Origin of the sequence: Glaciecola punicea ACAM 611 (assembly GCF_000252165.1) — a bacterium.
In the GTDB taxonomy this organism is placed as follows: Bacteria; Pseudomonadota; Gammaproteobacteria; order Enterobacterales; family Alteromonadaceae; genus Glaciecola; species Glaciecola punicea.
The window spans coordinates 263,343-282,723 of the sequence record NZ_BAET01000007.1; the positions used below are offsets into that span (position 1 = coordinate 263,343).

Consider the following 19,381-nt stretch of genomic DNA (forward strand, 5'->3'; position numbering starts at 1 on the left):
GATGCCCAATCTATCTAAGTAGATTGGACATGCTTAATATTAGTAAAAATAGGCAATAAGAGGGCGTTGACGTCGCTTGATGTTTTGCTGCTCAATAATGTCTAGTTCTTCTTTATTCGCGAAATGTGAGTCCCAATGCGCAAGTTTTGGTTTCATAAGCGCAAACCAAAGCGGTGGTATAAGAGCAATACCAATGGTCGACACATAGCCGCTTATCATCATGGGCGCTTCTGGCATAGGCTGTAATTTTTCAAAGGGCATAGCGCCATGCTCGTGATGATGAGAATGACGAGGCAGGTTAAACATAGCCCAAGTGCTAATTTTTCTGTTTGAATTCCATGAATGCTTGGGTTTTACCGGCTGACGAGGATCACGCACTAAGCCGTAGTGCTCCATGTAATTCACTATTTCCAATATACATTTGCCAGTAGCTCCAATTAAGCCTAAGAATAAGGCACCTTGCCAACCGGCGATCATACCTGCAGCGAATAAATAAAGGGCCGACATTAACCAGCCACGGATTACTTTATTATGCTGACTAAGCAGTGCTTGTTTTTTGCGTGCTAAGCGCTTTTTCTCAATGTTCCAAGCAGATTTATTCGTCCCAATAATGGCATACACAGTGTGCACGTATACATTTCTGCCTCGCGGCGCGGTGACCGGGTCAGCCTCGGTGGCTACTTTGGCGTGATGATGATAAACATGCTCTATTGAAAAGTTAGCGTCTAAGGTTAAACTCATTAACCATCGGCCAAAACAAACATCGATAGGCTTGGCAATACGATGCACTAATTCGTGACCTACCACGGTGGCGATACCGCTCAACATGAGCCCACAAAATACCACGGCTATCGTTAATTCAAACCCGCTAGTATTTAGCTTTGCCTGCACGAAATCATAGCCAATGAATTCTGAAAACGTCACCATAAAAGCCCAATTGTGCGGTGTTACTAACCACAATGAGCTTATGAGTAACACTACAAGCAATGGCGCAGAGCCATACAACATAGTATTTATCACCACCCTGTTTGCCAAGGTAGGCGTACTGGTATCATCGCCAAATAGAGCGTCGCCAAGCACATATATACTCGCAAACATGGCAAAGCCAATAAGGATGAAGTAGTCAGCAAACAATAAAAATGCGCATCCTAACAGCACGATAGCGTAATAGTGAAAAAACTTTAAATAGTGAAACATATGGCAACTCCTCTTTTAACTATGGTGATAGTGTGGACCAATAATAGTGATTGGGTGAGGATTAGGATTGTCAAAAAGGAGTCTTTAATTGCCAATTGGCGGGAAAAGACGTATATTTGCTTATTTAAGTGAAATAACGGAAGGTGAATTTATGCAATATGTGCCGGTATATTACTTAGGACACCTAATTGATGTGTTGCAAGAGCATGCATTTCCTATACACGAATGGCTTCAGCAGCAGGGTATTAGCAAAGATAAGCTGTACTCGTATGATACTAAATTAGACCCCGCTCAATTTGATCAGCTTTTAAAAAAAGCCTTGGCTCACCCAAGCAGAGAGCATTTAGGCTTAACCGTTGGCAGAAAATTACAAATTGCGCACCACGGCACATTTGGCCTTGCGTTATTAAATTGCGAAACCATCGAAGACATGATTAAGTTCGTACAGCGCTATTTGGTCATCCGTATTCCCTTTATTGAAATTAGCATTGTGTCGTACGACACAGAGGTAGTGGTCTTAGCCAAAGACACACATTGGCAAGGAGAGCTGCATCGTTTTGTAATAGAAGCGGTAACCGGCGCTGTGTTAAATGTATTTGCAGCCCTGCTACAAAGTGTGCCTAGTTTGTCTATATCGCGTTTATTTTTTGACTATGAAAAACCCGCTTACGCTGAGAAATATAATAGTTTGGCAGTGAAAAAAATAGAATTTAATTACGGCTACTGCGGTATTGCGATTGATAAGCGTAGTTTACAAGCTAAAATTCCTAACGTAGATAAATTGAGCTTTATACAGGCACAAAGAGCCTGTGAGCAGGAGCTTGCACGATGGTTGCGATTTGCTAGTTATACAGGTAAAGTTCAACAGTGTTTAATGCAGTATCAGTCTTCAAGGCCTTGTTTAGGTGATGTAGCGACGCAGCTCAATGTGAGCGCGCGTAGTTTACATCGCTACTTAAAAAGCGAAGGGACTAGCTTTAAAACAATTTTAGATATTCATCAGGCTGCAATCTCAAAAGAATGCCTACTCATTTACGGCTACTCTGTTGCGCAAACCGCCGCTACACTTGGATTTGTCGACATGGCGAATTTTCGACGCGCGTTTAAACGCTGGTATAAGGTAACCCCTTCTGCATTTATTGCGGATAATAAAAAATAAGACGCTTATGACAACGAATGAACAGCATACTATAGTGCACTTTGCGCACGCCAATGGTTTCCCGTCGGGGAGCTATCAGAAACTCTTTGACCATTTACCTAAGCAGTATGCCGTAATAGCTTTGGAAAAATTCGCCCACAACCCTTGTTATCCTTTAAACGATAATTGGGAAAATCAAGTAGCAGAAATGATTGACTATATTGAAAAGAACAAGGGAAAACACGAAAAAGTAGTCGCCATAGGTCATTCGTTTGGTGCGGTGGTCAGCTATATGAGCGCATGCCTGCGGCCTGATTTATTTTCTGCCCTAATAATGCTAGATCCACCCTTAATGACGGGCTTAGCCCGATACGTGTTTAGATTTGCCAAGCGCAACAATCTCATAAACAGACTGACGCCTGCGGGCATTACGGTGCTCAGAAGACAAAAGTGGCACATAGAACAAGACTTACACGCATACTTTGCGGCAAAGTCCTTATTCAAAGACTTTGACCCAGATTGTATCAAAGATTATGTATCGTGCGTGGTGCAAGAGAAAGACGACCACCATCATCTTAATTTTGATGTAGAAATAGAGGCCAATATTTTTCGGACTATTCCGCATAACTTGCCGTCTTATTCGGGTAAATTGAAAATACCAGGACGCTTGATTACAGGCAAAAATACGGATGTTTGTGTGCCAGTGTTAAGAAAACCGTTTTTGAAAGCAAACCCAAGTATTACCCACCTTGAATTTAAGAAAGGGAAACATATGTTTCCCTTAGAATATCCGATAGAAGTTGCTGCGCTGATTGAAATAGCGATTGCCGATATGGGCTTAACGGCTCCTAAAGGCAAGCAAATTTGTTGCGCTTAAACGTTATTTGAGCGCCGCTAACATTTCGCGGGTCACCAGCACAACGCCGTTTTCAGACACTCTGAACCCTCTTGCACGGTCGTCATCGTGGTTCACGCCTATATGGGTGTTCTCAGGTATAATGGCACGGCGATCAATAATGGCTTTTTTGATAATGCAGTTTTGCGCAACCTCAACCCCTGGTAATAAAACAGATTCGTGTACGTCTGAATAAGACATGACTTTTACGTTTGAAAAGCAAATGCTGCGCCTTATTGTGGCCCCCGATACTATGCAGCCGCCAGACACTAATGAATTTAAGGCTTCGCCTCGACGATCGTCTTGCTCCCACACGAATTTCGCGGGAGGTAGCTGCTCTTGATAAGTCCAAATAGGCCAGAGTTTGTCGTATAAATTAAGCTCGGGAATAGGGGCTACTAGCTCCATGTTAGCTTCCCAGAAACTGTCAAGTGTTCCCACGTCGCGCCAGTATGAATCGTTTTTAGCGCTCTTTTTAAAGTCAAATGCGCATACTCGATGATTGTCTATAATACTGGGAATAATATCTTTCCCAAAATCATGCGCTGAGTTTTCATTTTGCGCATCTAATTCAAGCTGTTCAAACAAGAAGTCAGTATCAAACACATAGTTTCCCATTGAGGCCAGACAAGAGCCTGGGTCGTCAATTAACGGGGCTGGGTTACTTGGTTTTTCAATAAATCCGGTGACTCGGTTTTGTTCATTAACCGATATTACGCCGAAAGCATCGCGTGCTTGCGCAATGGGCACTGACATGCAGCTAACGGTCATTTTTGCACCAGACTCGACGTGTTGAGCAAGCATGGGGCCGTAATCCATTCTGTATATATGATCCCCCGACAAGATCATGACATATTTGGGCAACTCATCTCTTATAATGTCGATGTTTTGGTACACTGCATCGGCGGTGCCTTGATACCAGTCTTCCGAAAATCGCTGCGAGGCAGGCAATACTTCTACCGACTCGCCTAATTCTTTTTTGAAGTGGCCCCAACCTCTGACCAAGTGGCGAATTAAAGAATGTGATTTGTATTGTGTTAATACGCCTATATTACGAATGCCGGAGTTAATGCAGTTTGACAGAGGGAAATCGATTATTCTGAATTTACCGCCAAAATACAAGGCCGGTTTTGCGCGCCAATTTGTTAGTTCGTAAAGCCTTGAACCTCTGCCACCAGCGAGAATTAAAGCGTATGTGTCGCGAGTAAGATTACTAATATAACGATTGTTGGGCTTTTCCATATTTTTTATTCATTAATTTCATATTAACGTAAATCTATACTAATTTACTTTATTGTACAGAGCAATGCCTGTTTTAGACTGATTTTTTCGCCCTAAGACATCGCTGATCTCTTGGCCAATATGCACCATCTTTTGTAAGTCTACACCGGTTTCAATGCCCATATTATTGAGCATATACACAAGGTCTTCACTGGCTAAATTACCAGACGCACCGGCCGCATAAGGACAGCCGCCCAGTCCACCCACTGACGAGTCGAAGGTATTAATGCCTTGCTGCAAACCAATAAGAACATTGGTAAGGGCTTGTCCATAGGTATCGTGACAGTGCAAAGCAAGTTTGTTTATAGATATCTGCGATATTAATAAATCAGTTAGCTTTTTTGTTTTAAGCGCTGTGCCTACACCAATGGTATCGCCTAAAGACACTTCGTAGCAGCCCAGATCCAGTAGTGCTTTGGTCACATCTAATACTGCTTGAGGTGACACATCACCCTCGTAAGGGCAGCCTAATACGCACGAAACATAGCCTCTTACCGGCCTATTGTCTTTTTTTGCTTGTTCTATAACGGCGGTAAAACGCTCAATACTGGTGGGAATATCACAGTTAATATTTTTCATTGAAAACGAGCTTGATGCACTTGCAAAAACAGCCACCGTATCGGCGTTTGCTGCTGACGCGCCCTCATAGCCTTTAAGATTGGGTGTAAGGGCGCTGTAAATAACGCCTGCTTTTCGCGTAATATTGGCAAATACCTGATCAGAATTAGCCATTTGTGGCACCCACTTAGGCGACACAAAACTGCCTGATTCAATATGCTGAAGGCCAGCTTGGCTTAAAGCATTTATCAAATTAACCTTGTCTGCTATGTGTAACAGGCTTGCTTCGTTTTGTAAGCCATCTCTTGGCCCTACTTCAACAATGTTTGCATGGCTTGGGTAATTCACTTGCATTTTACACGCTCATTTCTTGTTCGTCGGCAGCAGAGCTGTCAGCTAGATCGGCTTTAAGCGATACTAACACTTGGCCGCCGTCGACTAAGTCGCCTTTGTTGCCAAAACATTCGCTTACGGTGCCTGCAAATGGCGCGCGCATGCTGTGCTCCATTTTCATGGCCTCAACCACGGCCAGTAAGTCGTCTTTTTCAACCCGCTGACCCTGTTTTACGTTCATGGCCACCAGCGTGCCGTTCATGGGCGCAAGAACATCACCAGCGTGCAATTTCTCGCCTTCAGTGCCCATATTGATTTTAGGCTTAATAACTTTCAGCTCGCCGGTGTTGTCTAACAACCATGCCACATCGTCATTTTCATAAATAGGGTAGCTTGCGATATGCTCGCGAGCATCCACATTGAGCACATTTTGTGTTTTTGAAGCGCTGTAAACGTGATCTATGTCGTTAATAGTGATAGACCATGTGTTTTTATCGATGTGCTTTTGTGAATAACGGTGATAATTGTCACCATGCGCAAATTCAAGCTCTTGCGCTAGTGTGTGGTTAAGTCTAAATCCTGGATAACTTACGCTGCCTGTATAAGCGTTATGGTTAACATCATTTGTATTGCTAAGGCTCAGCATGGCACTCACTGCTATTATTTGCACTGGGCTTAGGCCTTGCACGCTATCAGGAATCTTCTTATTATTCGTGGCAATTACGTTACCATGTCGTTCAATAAAGTCAGTGGTGAGGATTGCTTTTCGAAACGGCTCGCTGCTAGCAACTTGAATCAGATAAGGAATATTGGTGGTTACCCCACAAATCATATATTGCTGTAAAGATGTAATGAGAAGCGCCAATGCTTGATCACGATTTTCCGCCCATACCACCAGTTTTGCAATCATGGGGTCGTAATAAATAGAAACTTCGTCGCCCGATACCACACCAGAGTCTATTCGTACGTGTTCGTTTTTAGGCGGTTCAAGGAGATATTCGATTAAGCCGGTAGAGGGCAAAAACTCGTTATGTGGGTCTTCCGCATAAATTCGCGCTTCAAAAGCATGGCCTTTGATTGACAATGCGTCTTGTGATTTTGGTAAGGGCAGGTTGTTGGCCACGGCTATTTGCCACTCAACCAGATCTTCGCCTGTGATAAATTCAGTTACGGGGTGCTCTACCTGCAAACGAGTGTTCATTTCCATAAAATAAAATGCGCCGTCGCTGTCGAGTAAAAACTCAACGGTACCTGCATTTGTATAGCCAATAGCATGGGCGGCTTTAAGTGCGGCTTCGCCCATTTGCTGGCGAATGTCGCCTGTCATCCCCGGCGCGGGAGCTTCTTCTATTATCTTTTGGTGACGGCGCTGCACGGAGCAATCTCTTTCAAACAAATATACGCCCTTGCCAAAATTGTCGCAAAATACCTGTATTTCGACATGTCTTGGTTCGGTTAGGTACTTTTCAACCAGCATAATGTCGTCGCCAAAGCCGTTCATTGCTTCACGTTTGGCGGCGTCTAGTGCCTCAAAAAAATCTTTTTCTTGCCATACTTGGCGCATGCCTTTGCCACCGCCACCGGCGGCTGCTTTTAACAAAACGGGGTAGCCCATCGCATTGGCCTGATCACGTAAGAAACTGGGATCTTGATTGTCGCCATGATAGCCGGGAACCAAGGGCACATTCGCGGCTTCCATAATAGTTTTTGCCGCCGACTTTGACCCCATTGCACGTATGGCGGAAGAATTTGGCCCTATGAAAATAATGCCATTTTGCTCACATTTATCGGCAAAATTAGCGTTTTCTGATAAGAATCCGTAGCCGGGGTGAATTGCATCAACACCTAAGGACTTAGCTTTTTGTATAATCAAATCGCCGTTAAGATAACTTTTCGTGGCCGGCGCTTCACCTAAGTAAACCGCTTCATTTGCCATTTTAACATGCTGAGCATTAGTGTCGGCCTGCGAATACACGGCAACCGTTGCGATACCAAGCTTATGTGCACTTTTCATGACTCGGCAGGCTATTTCACCGCGATTAGCAATGAGAATTTTTTTAATCATGAGTGTCTACCCAGTTCGCAGGACGCTTTTCTAAAAAGGCAGCAAGGCCTTCTTGGCCTTCATTTGATACGCGTACTGCGGCAATTTGTTTGCTAGTATATCGCATCATATCAGCATCAATTGGCTTAAAGGCGACGTGATCCACCAAAGCTTTTGCCAGTGATACCGCAACAGGGCCATTTTTGAGCAGTTGGGACGCAATATTAGCGACTTCACTGTCTAATTCATCTTCACTAACCGCTTCACTGATGAGACCTATTCTTCTGGCACGCCTAGATGATATAACCTCCGCGGTCATAAATAAGCGTTTTGCCAGCCTAGGTCCTACCGCCTGAATAACGTAGGGCGAAATGGTTGCCGGTATTAAGCCTAGTTTTACTTCACTTAAGCAAAATTTACTCATACGACTAGCAATGGCAATATCGCAGCATGCTACTAAGCCAACTGCGCCACCAAATGCGCTGCCTTGAACTTTTGCAATAGTGGGTTTTGATAAATGAAACAATTTTGACAGCATCAGTGCTAATTGCTGAGCGTCGGCTAGGTTTTGTTCTTCGCTGTAGGATGCCATCTTTTTCATCCAGTTAAGATCAGCGCCAGCGCTAAATGATTTCCCCGTCGACTGTAAAATCATAACGCGTATATTGTCATCATTTTCTACGCGTTCAAAGCAGTCAATCAAATTGCTTATAACGTGCTCATTAAAGGCGTTATGAACCTCGGGACGGTTTAGCGTAACCGTGGCAACTGCGTTTTCTATATTTAATTCGACATGACTCATTACAATAATCTCACCTTAGATGTTTGATGTTTATTTCACGGTAGCGACATTTTCCATTAGTTTTATCGCGTCAGCTATTGCATTTTACAGCCAATTTGAGCACTTGTTTTCCGCCAATACGGTTCACAGGCGCGAAATATGCCAACACTTACATTCTAAAAATACCATGTTTGGTTTCTGTAATAGCTTTGTTATTAGCCGCACAAAGCGCCAGCGCTAGTACTTTGCGGGTATCGGCTGGGTCGATTACGCCATCATCCCACAAACGCGCCGATGCGTAATAAGGGTGGCCTTGGCGTTCGTAAGTATCAATGACAGGTTGTTTAATCGCGTCTATCACTTCTTTACTTAAACTCAAGCCTTCGCGCTGCGCTTGACCTTCTTTTACCTGTGCTAATACCCCTGCAGCCTGAGCTCCGCCCATAACTGAAATTCTGGCATTAGGCCACATAAATAAGAAACGAGGGTCGTAGGCTCGGCCGCACATACCGTAGTTACCCGCACCAAAGCTACCGCCAATCAGTACCGTGAGTTTAGGTACCTGAGCACAGGCCACTGCGGTGACCATTTTCGCGCCATGTTTGGCAATGCCGTTGGCTTCATACTGCTTGCCTACCATAAAACCAGTAATGTTCTGTAAAAACACGAGCGGAATATTGCGTTGGCAGCATAGTTGGACAAAATGAGCGCCTTTTAATGCACTTTCACCAAACAAAATTCCATTATTGCCTAATATGCCTACTTCAAAGCCTTCTATGCGGGCAAAACCACACACTAGTGTAGTGCCGTAAAGAGCTTTAAATTCATGAAAATCACTGTCATCTACTACGCGCGCAATAATTTCTTTTACGTCATAGGTTTGTTTGCTGTCTTTTGGAATAATGCCGTATATCTCATCCATGGGGTAGCGTGGCGCTATGCTAGAATGTTTTTGCAATGCATTTGGTGTCGGTCTGTTTAGTCTAGCAACTGCATCGCGCGCAATGCTCAATGCGTGATGGTCATTATTGGCAAGATGGTCAACTACGCCTGAAGTTCGACAATGCACGTCGCCTCCGCCTAAGTCTTCAGCCGTGACAATTTCACCTGTAGCGGCCTTTACTAAAGGCGGTCCGCCCAAAAATATAGTGCCTTGTTCTCGCACTATAATAGATTCGTCGGCCATAGCAGGAACATAGGCACCACCTGCGGTGCACGAGCCCATTACTACGGCTATTTGCGGGATATTCTGAGCAGACATGTTGGCTTGATTAAAAAATATTCGCCCAAAATGCTCTTTGTCTGGGAAAACATCGTCTTGTCTGGGTAAATTAGCGCCACCCGAATCGACTAAATAAATACACGGTAGATTATTTTCTTGGGCTATGGTTTGGGCACGCAAATGCTTTTTAACCGTAAGAGGATAGTAACTGCCGCCTTTCACCGTCGCATCGTTAGCCACAATCATGCACTCTATACCATTAACCTTGCCAATGCCCGCAACAACACCTGCGCAGGGCACATAGTCGTCATATACTTCCCATGCAGCGAACTGAGCAATTTCCAGAAAGCTCGCGTTTTTGTCTATTAAAGCCTCAATACGATCTCTTGGCAGTAATTTACCGCGTGAGAGGTGGCGTTCTCGTGAAGATTTTCCGCCTCCCAGCATAATTTGAGCGACTTTCTGCTGCAAATCGTTTACTTGGGCCTGCATATGCAAACGGTTTTCTGCAAAGGCGTCATTTTTTGTATTTATTTTTGATTGAATAATGGGCACTGATGAACCTCGTTATTTTGATTCGTTAAAAAGTTCTCTGCCTATCAGCATGCGTCTTATTTCGGAGGTGCCAGCGCCAATCTCATATAACTTCGCATCTCGCAGTAAACGGCCAGTAGGGTAGTCATTTATGTAGCCGTTGCCGCCTAGTAGTTGAATTGAATCAAGCGCCATCTTGGTGGCTAGCTCTGCCGAATATAAAATAGCCCCAGCGGCATCTTTACGCGTAGTTTCCCCGCGGTCACACGATTTGGCGACCGTGTAAACATATGCTCGCGCAGCGTTCATTTGGGTGTACATATCGGCTACTTTGCCTTGTACTAATTGAAACTCTCCAATGGATTGACCAAATTGCTGGCGGTCGTGAATGTAGGGAATTACCGCGTCCATTGTGGCCTGCATAATACCTAGTGGGCCGCCCGATAGCACTAAGCGCTCATAGTCTAATCCGCTCATTAGCACTCGCACTCCGCCGCCAACTTCGCCCAAAATATTTTCTTGTGGCACTTCTGCATCTACAAACACAAGTTCGCAGGTGTTTGAAGAGCGCATGCCCAGTTTGTCTAGTTTTTGCGCTTGACTGAACCCAGGTGTGTCTTTTTCAACGATAAACGCGGTAATCCCTTTAGAGCCGGCCGCGGTATCAGTTTTAGCGTAAATAATGAAGGTGTGCGCGTCGGGGCCATTGGTTATCCACATTTTATTGCCGTTTAAAATGTATTTGTCGCCTTTTTTATCGGCTCTAAGCTTCATACTCACCACGTCTGAACCAGCATTAGGCTCACTCATTGCCAGTGCACCAATGTGTTCACCAGTCACAAGTTTACCTAAATATTTTTCTTTTTGTGCTTGAGTACCATTTTTGGCGAGCTGGTTTACACACAAGTTTGAATGCGCGCCATAGCTCAAGCCGATGCCGGCAGACGCGCGGCTAATTTCTTCCATGGCAACGGTGTGCGCTAAATAGCCCATGTCGGAACCACCAAATTCTTCACTTACTGTGACGCCTAACAGGCCCATGTCGCCTAATTTTGCCCATAATTCGTTAGGAAATTGGTTATTCTCGTCGGCTTTAGCGGCCAGTGGTGCAATTTCATTTTGGGCGAAGTTATAGACATGTTCTCGTAGCATATCGATGTCTTCACCAAGACCAAAGTTTAGAGTAGGATAGGGCCCAGTTATCATGCAACACCTCGTTTAATATCGTTAAGTTCTTCTTCGCAGCGTGATTCAACATCGTCAAGTTCATTCATTAACATTTGAATGTCATTAAATTGCTGCTCTAAAACTGCACGTTTTGTTTTGGTAAGCTGCAGCATTGTTTCAAGCTGAGCCGCTGAATTAGGATTGGTATCGTAGAGTTCAAAAAGAGTGCTAATTTCGGCCAAAGAAAATCCCAAGCGTTTGCCTCTTAGAATTAATTTTAAGCGGACTTTATCTTTGCCATAGTAAACTCTTGTCTGGCCTTTTCGTTCGGGCACCAACAAATGCTGTTCTTCATAAAATCGGATTGAACGTGGAGTAATGCCGAAAGATTTAGCTAATTCACCAATACTGAAGGTCTGCAATGACATGTGTATGACAACTCGTTAACTATAGTCTCTCAATACTACTTTACGTTTACGTAAAGTCAAGTTAACGTAAACGTAAGCTTGGCTTTTCGCTTGTTAGGGGCATTCGCGGCAACGCAAATTATTTCTGTTTTCGAGTATCATCTGGCATTTGTCATAGTCTTTTTTTTTGCCAAAAAGTGTTTCTTGTTCAATTTTATTGAAACTCCAACGTGCAACAATTTGTCTGGCCTAAGTGTTAATTTTATTCCCTTCATTCCCTTCATAAATACCTTTTTTCAATGCTCTTTTGGTAAAGCCAAGGACTTACATACCGGTTAGTTGTTGAGCATAGCGCTGTAAAGACTGCAATATTTTCATCTTTTCAGGATATTGTTGATATTCTTGACTTAGTTCGTCAATCGATTCAAAGAACTCTTGTAAAGACAGACAGCTCTTTTTGTTACCTTGCGTAAGTCGCTCTTGTACGTGTTGCTGCCAGCGTGTTATTTCATTTTCATCTAAAAGGTTAGGGTAGTTGCGAGCGCGGTATCTGAACAATAGTTTGTTTAATAAGGCGCTTTCAAACTTACCACTAAAGGCTGCAAGCTGTTCTGGAAGCTGTTGCCTTACAAAGTCCTTGAGCCTTGTATCGGCTGGTGATGGAAAATCACTAGTGTATAGTTGTTCATCAATATTATCGGGCACAGGCTTAACGTCAGCTTGTGCATAAACACCTGTGCATAAGTCTTTTAAGTGGGGCAAATTTGCTAAACGTTTATAGTGTTTTATGGCAAGATCTACATCAATTCCTAATTGGGCTGCTCGTTCGCCAGACAGAGTTTTGATAGGCGCAACAAACGGGCATTTATTTATGGCGATATTGTATAGTCTGGGAGTATCTGCAACAGCATCAACCAAGGCGGCAGACGATGACGAGTCTGAAACCGAGGTCTGTGTAAATAAGGCTTGTTTTAACTGCTGTGGTTCATTTTCTTCAAATAAATTGATTGGTTTTAGTAAATCAATGCAGATAACCGCATTTTTATTATGAGGGTGTGAACATACAGGCATGATAATACTGCAACATCCCTGCACACTTGAGATAAAGCCACTTACATGCACAAAAATATTTTTTTGAAACTGCTGCAGCATGTCGTTTACGGTATGTTTATTGCGCAATTGCCAATAGTAGTCATACAGCTTAGGCTGCTTGGTCTTAATAAGTTTTGCAATATTAATGGTGGCATGTACATCAGACAGCGCATTGTGAGCCGCTGTATGTTCTATGCTATTGGCTTGCGTTAACGCTTCTAGTTTAAAGCAGGGCTTACCATCTTCATACAAAGGCCAGGCAATTTGCTGTGGCCGAAGTGCATAGCAAGCTCGCACCAAATCAATAACATCCCATCTGGAATTATTGTGCTTGAACTCGCGTTCGTAAACGGGGAATAAATTTCTAAACAGTAAATGCCGCGTTACTTCCTCGTCAAACTTCATGCTGTTATATCCTGCTACGCAGGTATTTTCTTGGCTAATTTGCTGATAAATTTTTTCAGCAAAGACGGGTTCTGGTAGACCCTTGTGTAAGCTGTAAAAAGGTGTGATACCAGTTACTAAACATGCTTTTGGATGAGGCAGATAGTCAAACGGCATTTTACATAACCAGTCGATACTGGCTTTATCATCAATTATATCTAAATTTAGATCGGTGCGAATAGCGGCAAATTGCACAGGAAAATCTACCTTTGGATTTATGCCGAAAGTTTCATAGTCGTGCCACAAAATGGTTTCTTGTATCTCATTAGTCATTTATGTCTTCTCAATCTCCATTGGCGATGTGTAAGCTTGATTAGTAAGCGCTTGAATTTATTAGCTACTTTACACAACCGTTTTTAAATAGCGCTGCGTGCACCTACTGCTTTATGTATGCAGTTTTCAAAGACAGCTTGTGTGTCCATGATTATAACCTAAAGAAAAGACGAGATAGACTCAATCCTTATTTTTAAAAAAGTTATAAAGGATTATTTTTTATTTATTTTAGGAACAAACATAGAGTGTTTTTTTACTTTATTATGTACATAACGGTCAAAGGAATTTGCAACATGAATGAGTCAATCCTGCCCAATAACGAATACATAGAACAGCACAGCACAAGTGGCAACGATTTTGCGTTGAATAATCGCACCGCGCCTTTCTTTTCGATGCGAAAGTTAAGAGTAATATACAATGAATTAGTGGATAGTACCGGTTTTGAGTATTCTTATTTCGACTCATTTAAGTATCAAGTATTAAACTCGACCGCGCCGCGGTTAGAGCTAAACAGATGGCAGTCAATCGCGGCTCGAAGGTAATCGAAAGCAGATAATGAGATAAATAGATACTTGAGTACGACATTTACACTCTATTCTTAAACTCATTACCTAAAAGCATGTAAGACATTGGACATTTTTAAATAATCCTCTTATTCTGCACTTCTGATTAGAATAAGAGGGATTATCATGCTATTAGCTATTTTGCACCGCTCACCCCAAAAAAATAAGGCGTCGTTAGGCACAAATATTGGTCCTGATAAACATTCAAGCAAAGCTATGAAAAAACCGTCATGGTTAAATTCCTACAAGCCTGCTAATCTTGTTATGTCGCTGTATTTGCTTCAATTTGCCGCAAGCGCGGTAAGTGCTGATTTGATAAAAGATACTCTAGATGCCCCAAAAGTTGCGATTGCCATTCATGGTGGTGCGGGCACTATTTTAAAAACAAACATGACAGCCCAACAGGAAGCCGAATATATAGACATCTTGACCAAAGCGATTAAAAGCGGTCATGAGCAGCTAATGCTAGGCAAAGACGGCACAGAGGCTGTTACTGCTGCAATTATGATCATGGAAGACTCACCGTTATTCAATGCGGGTAAGGGAGCGGTTTACACCTATGAAGGCATACATGAATTAGACGCTTCCATTATGCATGGCGAACAAAAACAAGCGGGCGCCGTAGCCGGTATTAAGACAATCAAAAACCCGATTTTAGCTGCTTTATTAGTCATGCAAAAGTCTGAGCATGTTATGCTTACAGGCACCGGCGCCGAGGCATTTTCAAAGCTGCATAATTTGGAAACGGTGCCAAATAGCTACTTCAATACGCAGCGCCGCTTTGAGTCTTTGCAAAAAGCTAAAAAACGTATTGACACAGCCGCGGCTAACGCGCAAAAGCCTATCCGTAACCAAGATCTAATTGAATATCAAGATCATAAATATGGCACAGTAGGGGCGGTGGTTTTAGACGCCAACGGCAACTTGGTGGCAGGCACCTCAACCGGTGGCATGACCGCTAAACGCTATGGGCGAGTAGGCGATTCTCCCATTATAGGCGCGGGTACCTATGCCAACAATCAATCTTGTGCAGTGTCGGCTACCGGCCACGGCGAGTATTTTATTCGCCACAACGTAGCATCCGATATTTGTGCTCGTGTGCAGTACCAAGGAGTCAGCCTTGATGAGGCCGCCAATACTGTTATGTTTGATGTGCTTAACGAGCAAGCCGGCAGTGGCGGCGTTATAGCGATTGATAACAAAGGCAATATTGCGATGCCTTTTAACACTCCAGGTATGTATCGTGCCAGTATAGACACCAACGGCACGCTAACCGTAAAAATATATAAAGACTAAATGACCATTTCTACAAGCCTTTCAACGCAGCTCGACAAATGTAAACTTCAAGACCAGCTGGCACTTAAGCGCCGCTGGTCAAAATTAAACACTATTAAGGACAGCGAGAAGAAAGAACTCGCTGTTCTAGCATGGCAAGAAAGCCTTGAAGCCGCGCAGCAAAAGTTGAGCGTACGCACCAATGTGAAGGTATTTATTGAATACCCATCACTGCCGGTGTCTGATAAAAAAGAAGATATTAAAGCACTGATTGCCAAACATCAGGTGGTGATAATTGCGGGCGAGACCGGCTCAGGTAAAACCACCCAGCTACCCAAAATGTGTTTAGAACTCGGCCTCGGCCGTAAAGGCATGATTGGGCATACTCAACCACGGCGACTAGCGGCGCGCAGTGTGGCAGCAAGAATTGCTGAAGAGCTTAAGACCAGTGTGGGTCAGGTAGTAGGCTGTAAGGTGCGGTTTTCAGAACAAGTGTCTGACATTAGCCTGATTAAGCTATTAACCGACGGTATGCTGTTAGCCGAAATGCAGCAAGACAAACTTTTGAGTCAGTACGACACCATCATTATTGATGAAGCGCATGAACGCAGCCTTAATATTGACTTTTTGCTGGGATATTTGAAGCGAATTTTGCCTGAAAGACCTGACTTAAAAATTATTATTACCTCGGCCACCATAGATCCTCAGCGCTTTTCTGAGCACTTTAACCACGCGCCAATTGTGGAGGTGAGCGGCCGCAGCTTCGCCGTTGATATTCAATATCGCAATTATGTTGAGCAGCAGCAGGCTGAGGATCAGATTGAGGCGATTAGCCTTGCGGTAGAAGAGCTTTTTGCCCACGGCCGCGGCGATATCTTGGTTTTTTTAAGCAGCGAACGAGAAATTAGAGAAACCCAGCAGGCCCTGCAAAAGAAACAGTATACGCACACTGAGGTTATTCCGCTTTACGCAAGACTCAGCGCCAGTGATCAGCAAAAGATTTTTCACCCACAGGGGCGAAGACGTATTGTCCTATCTACCAACGTGGCGGAAACCTCTTTAACCGTGCCGGGCATAAAATATGTCATAGACACTGGCTTGGTAAGAATGTCACGCTATAGCCATCGTCTTAAAGTACAGCGTTTGCCCATAGAGGCTATTTCACAGGCGTCAGCTAAACAAAGAGCAGGGCGCTGCGGCAGAACCTCTAAAGGTATTTGCATTCGTTTATACAGCGAACAAGACTTTTTATCGCGCCCTGAGTTCACGGATCCTGAAATTACCCGAACCCATTTAAGCAGTGTTATTCTACAAATGCTTAATTTAGGCTTAGGTGAAATTCAACAGTTTGAATTTATTCAGCCGCCACAAGAAAAGTTTATTACTGACGGCGTGCGCTTATTACAAGAACTCCAAGCCGTTGATATTAAAAAAGGCCGCCTATATTTAAATGAGCAAGGCCGAAAAATGGCGCGCTTCCCTCTAGATCCCAAGTACGCGCGTATGCTGCTGGCTGCGGGAGAAACCGATTGTGTGTCTGAGGTAATGGTAATAACGGCAGGTCTTAGCGTACAGGATCCGCGTGAGCGTCCGCACGACAAACAGCAAAAAGCAGATTTGGCGCACGCTGAATTTGCTGACAAAGATTCAGATTTAATTAGTTTGTTGAATTTGTATCAAGCATTCAAAGCTCAGCAAAAAGAATTGACGCAAAATCAGCTCAGAAAATGGTGCTTACAGCATTTTGTGCATTATCAGCGCATGCGAGAATGGCAAGATATTACTCATCAGGTAAAACACATGCTGGTATCGGTAGGCTTGCGTTTAAATAAAGAACAAGCTGATTATCAAAAAATTCACACCGCAATGGCCATTGGCCTGCTGTCGCAGATAGGCTTAAAAGATCTTAATCATGAATATTTAGGCGCGCGTAACAGCAAATTTAAGATATTTCCCGGTTCGGCTTTGTTCAAGTCACAGCCTAAATGGATTATGGCGGGTGAGCTGGTAGAAACTACCAACCTGTATGCTAGGCAAGTCGCCAAAATTGAAACGCAGTGGATTGAAGCTATCGCTCAGCATCTACTGAATAAAAATTATGTGGAAGCGCATTGGAGCAAAAAGCGTGGGGCGGTAATGGCGTATATGAATGCCTTGCTGTTTGGTTTGCCCATTGTATCTAAACGCTTGGTTAACTATTCAAGCGTTGATCATGTGCACACCCGACAGCTCTTCATTCGACACGCGCTCGTGCAAGGCGAGACCAAACTACAGTATGCTTTTTTAAGCAGTAATCAAGCCCTAGTGGAAGACATTCAATTACTTGAAAAAAAGACCCGCCGCAGAGATATTTTAGCAGACGAAGAAGACTTAGTTGCCTTTTATGAGACGCGCGTTGACGAACATGTTTGCAGCGAGCAAAGCTTTACAAAATGGTGGCGCAATGCTAGCCAAAGAACGCCTGACTTACTCAACTTTGAAAAACATGAATTATTAAAACGCGATGCCAGTGATATTACGGAGGCCGCGTTTCCTGACACATGGCACCAAGGCAGTTTGGTGCTGGCGTTGGAGTACCAGTTTGAACCTAACAAAGAGCTTGATGGCATAATTTTGCTCATTCCTATTGAGCTGCTTAACCAAGTTAAAAATATAGGGTTTGACTGGCTAGTGCCAGGCTTACGTCATGAGCTACTGGTGGCTTTAATTAAGTCATTGCCCAAGCGCTTAAGACGTAATTTTGTGCCTGCACCCGACTACGCCAATGCTTGTTTGCATGAACTCCAAGGCACCGATCAGCAAGGCAACGTGCTGTCTATTACCCAAGCTTTTGCACTTAAGCTATTCAAAATGTCTGGGGTTGCGCTAAGCAGTGACGACTTCAGCATTGAAGGGCTCGACTCACACCTCACGATTAATTTTAAGGTGGTTGACAATAAAGGCCAGCAAGTGGCGGTCAATAAATCGCTGCCAGCGCTCAAGCAACAGCTGCATAAGCAGTTAAAGCAGACCATAGACAAAGTCGTTACCAGCGATATTGAAAAGCAAGATATTAGCAGTTTTGAGGCAGAAAACTTGCCAACCGTATATACTCAATCGCAAAGCGGCTTTGAGGTAAAGGCTTATCCAGCCCTAAGTGCAGCGGGTAAACAGGTAGATATTAAACTGTTTACCTCAAAGGCTGAGGCTGAAAACGCACATAAGCTTGGCATGATTATGCTGATTAAAAAAAATGTCCCTTCGCCCATGAAATACTTGCAGGAGAAACTGCCAAATAAAGCAAAACTCAGTCTGTATTTTAATCCCTTTGGTCAAATTCAAAAGCTCATTGACGACATTATTGATGCGTCGGTAGATGATCTACTAAAGGCGTTTGGTGGCCCAAGCAATATTCGTAGTCAGCATGAGTATAAAAAAGCCTTAGAAGTGGTGCGCATCAAGCTAAACGCCAAGGCTTTAGACATTGCAAAACAGGTTGAAACGGGGCTGGCCATAGCAAATCAGATTCAAAAACACTGCAAAGGCTCTATCCCTTTACCCTTAGTTGCCCACGTTGGACATATAAAACAGCATTTATCTGAACTGGTATATAAGGGCTTTGTGTTTGATTTTGGATTAGCACGACTGCCCGATTGGAACCGCTATTTGAAAGGTTTACTGCAAAGGTGCGAAAAATTAAAGGTGGATGCGAGTCGCGACAGGCTAAACCAGCTAGAAATAGATAAAGCGCTTAATTTGTTTGCAAGCACTCAAACGCAGCTAGATAGGCAGTTGCGCAAAAGCAACGAGTTAGCACTGGTAAAAGAAATGGTAGAAGAGTTTCGAATTTCTTTATACGCGCAGCAATTAGGGACAAAATACCCCATTTCGCTTAAACGAATCTCTATAAAACTCCAAGAAATTGCAATCACCAGTTGACAGCGTAAAGGCTAAGCCATATGAATTAACACCAGATTTACAAAGCAAACACTAAGACAGGTTTTTTACTTATATATGCTAATAGCATTTAAGACTCAATCGTTACAGGTTAATACACAAGCTAGGTGAGTTCAGTCCCAACGATGCAATTATTTATAGTGTAATATTTTCGTATGTACACTAGTACACCAGCAAAATAGAGGGAATTATTAGGGTTGAGGAATTAAGTCCTTCAACTTCATTTATAAACTTAAAACCG

At 43.4% G+C, this 19,381-nt stretch carries 14 protein-coding genes; 5 read left to right on the forward strand and 9 right to left on the reverse strand.

Features of this window, described 5'->3' with window-relative positions; translation table 11 throughout:
- Positions 1–39 precede the first annotated feature (39 nt).
- Positions 40–1,197 (reverse strand): alkane 1-monooxygenase, encoded by a 1,158-nt coding sequence (locus tag GPUN_RS03560; protein WP_006003462.1) that lies wholly within the window; start codon positions 1,195–1,197, stop codon positions 40–42.
- A gap of 88 nt (positions 1,198–1,285) precedes the next feature.
- Here GPUN_RS03560 and GPUN_RS03565 point away from each other — a divergent pair, with 88 nt between their 5' ends.
- Together GPUN_RS03565 and GPUN_RS03570 are read left to right on the forward strand one after the other, a co-directional pair.
- The gene (locus GPUN_RS03565) at positions 1,286–2,356 is read left to right on the forward strand and encodes an AraC family transcriptional regulator (RefSeq protein WP_006003465.1); all 1,071 of its coding nucleotides are present in this window, start codon (positions 1,286–1,288) and stop codon (positions 2,354–2,356) included.
- 7 nt (positions 2,357–2,363) lie between these two features.
- Complete coding sequence (locus GPUN_RS03570) at positions 2,364–3,212, forward strand: alpha/beta fold hydrolase (protein WP_006003467.1); 849 nt, start codon at positions 2,364–2,366, stop codon at positions 3,210–3,212.
- A 3-nt stretch (positions 3,213–3,215) separates the two neighbouring features.
- Here the strand turns inward: GPUN_RS03570 and glgC are convergent, their stop codons facing one another.
- The 8 genes from glgC to sbcB form a co-directional block, all read right to left on the reverse strand.
- Positions 3,216–4,472, reverse strand: coding sequence for a glucose-1-phosphate adenylyltransferase (gene glgC, locus GPUN_RS03575; protein ID WP_006003470.1), 1,257 nt, complete (start codon positions 4,470–4,472; stop codon positions 3,216–3,218).
- A 39-nt stretch (positions 4,473–4,511) separates the two neighbouring features.
- The gene (locus GPUN_RS03580) at positions 4,512–5,423 is read right to left on the reverse strand and encodes a hydroxymethylglutaryl-CoA lyase (protein ID WP_006003471.1); all 912 of its coding nucleotides are present in this window, start codon (positions 5,421–5,423) and stop codon (positions 4,512–4,514) included.
- A 1-nt stretch (position 5,424) separates the two neighbouring features.
- Positions 5,425–7,467: an acetyl/propionyl/methylcrotonyl-CoA carboxylase subunit alpha gene (locus GPUN_RS03585; protein WP_006003474.1), complete on the reverse strand. Its 2,043-nt coding sequence runs from the start codon at positions 7,465–7,467 to the stop codon at positions 5,425–5,427.
- A complete protein-coding gene (locus tag GPUN_RS03590; protein WP_006003477.1) occupies positions 7,460–8,248 on the reverse strand; it encodes an enoyl-CoA hydratase/isomerase family protein in 789 nt (262 codons plus the stop codon). Before GPUN_RS03590 ends, GPUN_RS03585 begins: the two co-directional genes overlap by 8 nt.
- 148 nt (positions 8,249–8,396) lie before the next feature.
- Positions 8,397–10,004 carry a carboxyl transferase domain-containing protein gene (locus tag GPUN_RS03595; protein ID WP_006003479.1) on the reverse strand — a complete coding sequence of 536 codons (1,608 nt, stop codon included), beginning with the start codon at positions 10,002–10,004 and terminating at the stop codon, positions 8,397–8,399.
- A gap of 12 nt (positions 10,005–10,016) precedes the next feature.
- Positions 10,017–11,189: an isovaleryl-CoA dehydrogenase gene (locus GPUN_RS03600; protein WP_006003481.1), complete on the reverse strand. Its 1,173-nt coding sequence runs from the start codon at positions 11,187–11,189 to the stop codon at positions 10,017–10,019.
- Entirely contained in the window at positions 11,186–11,578 is a 393-nt protein-coding gene (locus GPUN_RS03605; RefSeq protein ID WP_006003483.1) for a MerR family transcriptional regulator, read from the reverse strand. The genes GPUN_RS03600 and GPUN_RS03605 overlap by 4 nt, the downstream gene beginning before the upstream one ends.
- Before the next feature lie 303 nt (positions 11,579–11,881).
- Positions 11,882–13,366 (reverse strand): exodeoxyribonuclease I, encoded by a 1,485-nt coding sequence (gene sbcB / locus GPUN_RS03610; protein ID WP_006003485.1) that lies wholly within the window; start codon positions 13,364–13,366, stop codon positions 11,882–11,884.
- 293 nt (positions 13,367–13,659) lie between these two features.
- On the opposite strand from sbcB, the gene GPUN_RS03615 reads away from it, so the two are divergent.
- The 3 genes from GPUN_RS03615 (at position 13,660) to hrpA (ending at position 19,122) form a co-directional block, all read left to right on the forward strand.
- Entirely contained in the window at positions 13,660–13,908 is a 249-nt protein-coding gene (locus tag GPUN_RS03615; protein WP_006003487.1) for a hypothetical protein, read from the forward strand.
- 285 nt (positions 13,909–14,193) lie between these two features.
- Positions 14,194–15,225 (forward strand): isoaspartyl peptidase/L-asparaginase family protein, encoded by a 1,032-nt coding sequence (locus GPUN_RS03620; RefSeq protein WP_040520234.1) that lies wholly within the window; start codon positions 14,194–14,196, stop codon positions 15,223–15,225.
- A complete protein-coding gene (gene hrpA / locus GPUN_RS03625) occupies positions 15,226–19,122 on the forward strand; it encodes an ATP-dependent RNA helicase HrpA (RefSeq protein ID WP_006003490.1) in 3,897 nt (1,298 codons plus the stop codon).
- Positions 19,123–19,381 lie beyond the last annotated feature (259 nt).

What these genes read in the sequence shown, in the direction of transcription:
- GPUN_RS03560 (WP_006003462.1), bottom strand. Translation starts at nt 1,197, where the DNA reads ATGTTTCACTATTTAAAGTTTTTTCACTATTACGCTATCGTGCTGTTA.
- GPUN_RS03570 (WP_006003467.1), top strand. Translation starts at nt 2,364, where the DNA reads ATGACAACGAATGAACAGCATACTATAGTGCACTTTGCGCACGCCAAT.
- glgC (WP_006003470.1), bottom strand. Translation starts at nt 4,472, where the DNA reads ATGGAAAAGCCCAACAATCGTTATATTAGTAATCTTACTCGCGACACA.
- GPUN_RS03580 (WP_006003471.1), bottom strand. Translation starts at nt 5,423, where the DNA reads ATGCAAGTGAATTACCCAAGCCATGCAAACATTGTTGAAGTAGGGCCA.
- GPUN_RS03585 (WP_006003474.1), bottom strand. Translation starts at nt 7,467, where the DNA reads ATGATTAAAAAAATTCTCATTGCTAATCGCGGTGAAATAGCCTGCCGA.
- GPUN_RS03590 (WP_006003477.1), bottom strand. Translation starts at nt 8,248, where the DNA reads ATGAGTCATGTCGAATTAAATATAGAAAACGCAGTTGCCACGGTTACG.
- GPUN_RS03600 (WP_006003481.1), bottom strand. Translation starts at nt 11,189, where the DNA reads ATGATAACTGGGCCCTATCCTACTCTAAACTTTGGTCTTGGTGAAGAC.
- GPUN_RS03605 (WP_006003483.1), bottom strand. Translation starts at nt 11,578, where the DNA reads ATGTCATTGCAGACCTTCAGTATTGGTGAATTAGCTAAATCTTTCGGC.
- sbcB (WP_006003485.1), bottom strand. Translation starts at nt 13,366, where the DNA reads ATGACTAATGAGATACAAGAAACCATTTTGTGGCACGACTATGAAACT.
- GPUN_RS03615 (WP_006003487.1), top strand. Translation starts at nt 13,660, where the DNA reads ATGAATGAGTCAATCCTGCCCAATAACGAATACATAGAACAGCACAGC.
- GPUN_RS03620 (WP_040520234.1), top strand. Translation starts at nt 14,194, where the DNA reads ATGTCGCTGTATTTGCTTCAATTTGCCGCAAGCGCGGTAAGTGCTGAT.
- hrpA (WP_006003490.1), top strand. Translation starts at nt 15,226, where the DNA reads ATGACCATTTCTACAAGCCTTTCAACGCAGCTCGACAAATGTAAACTT.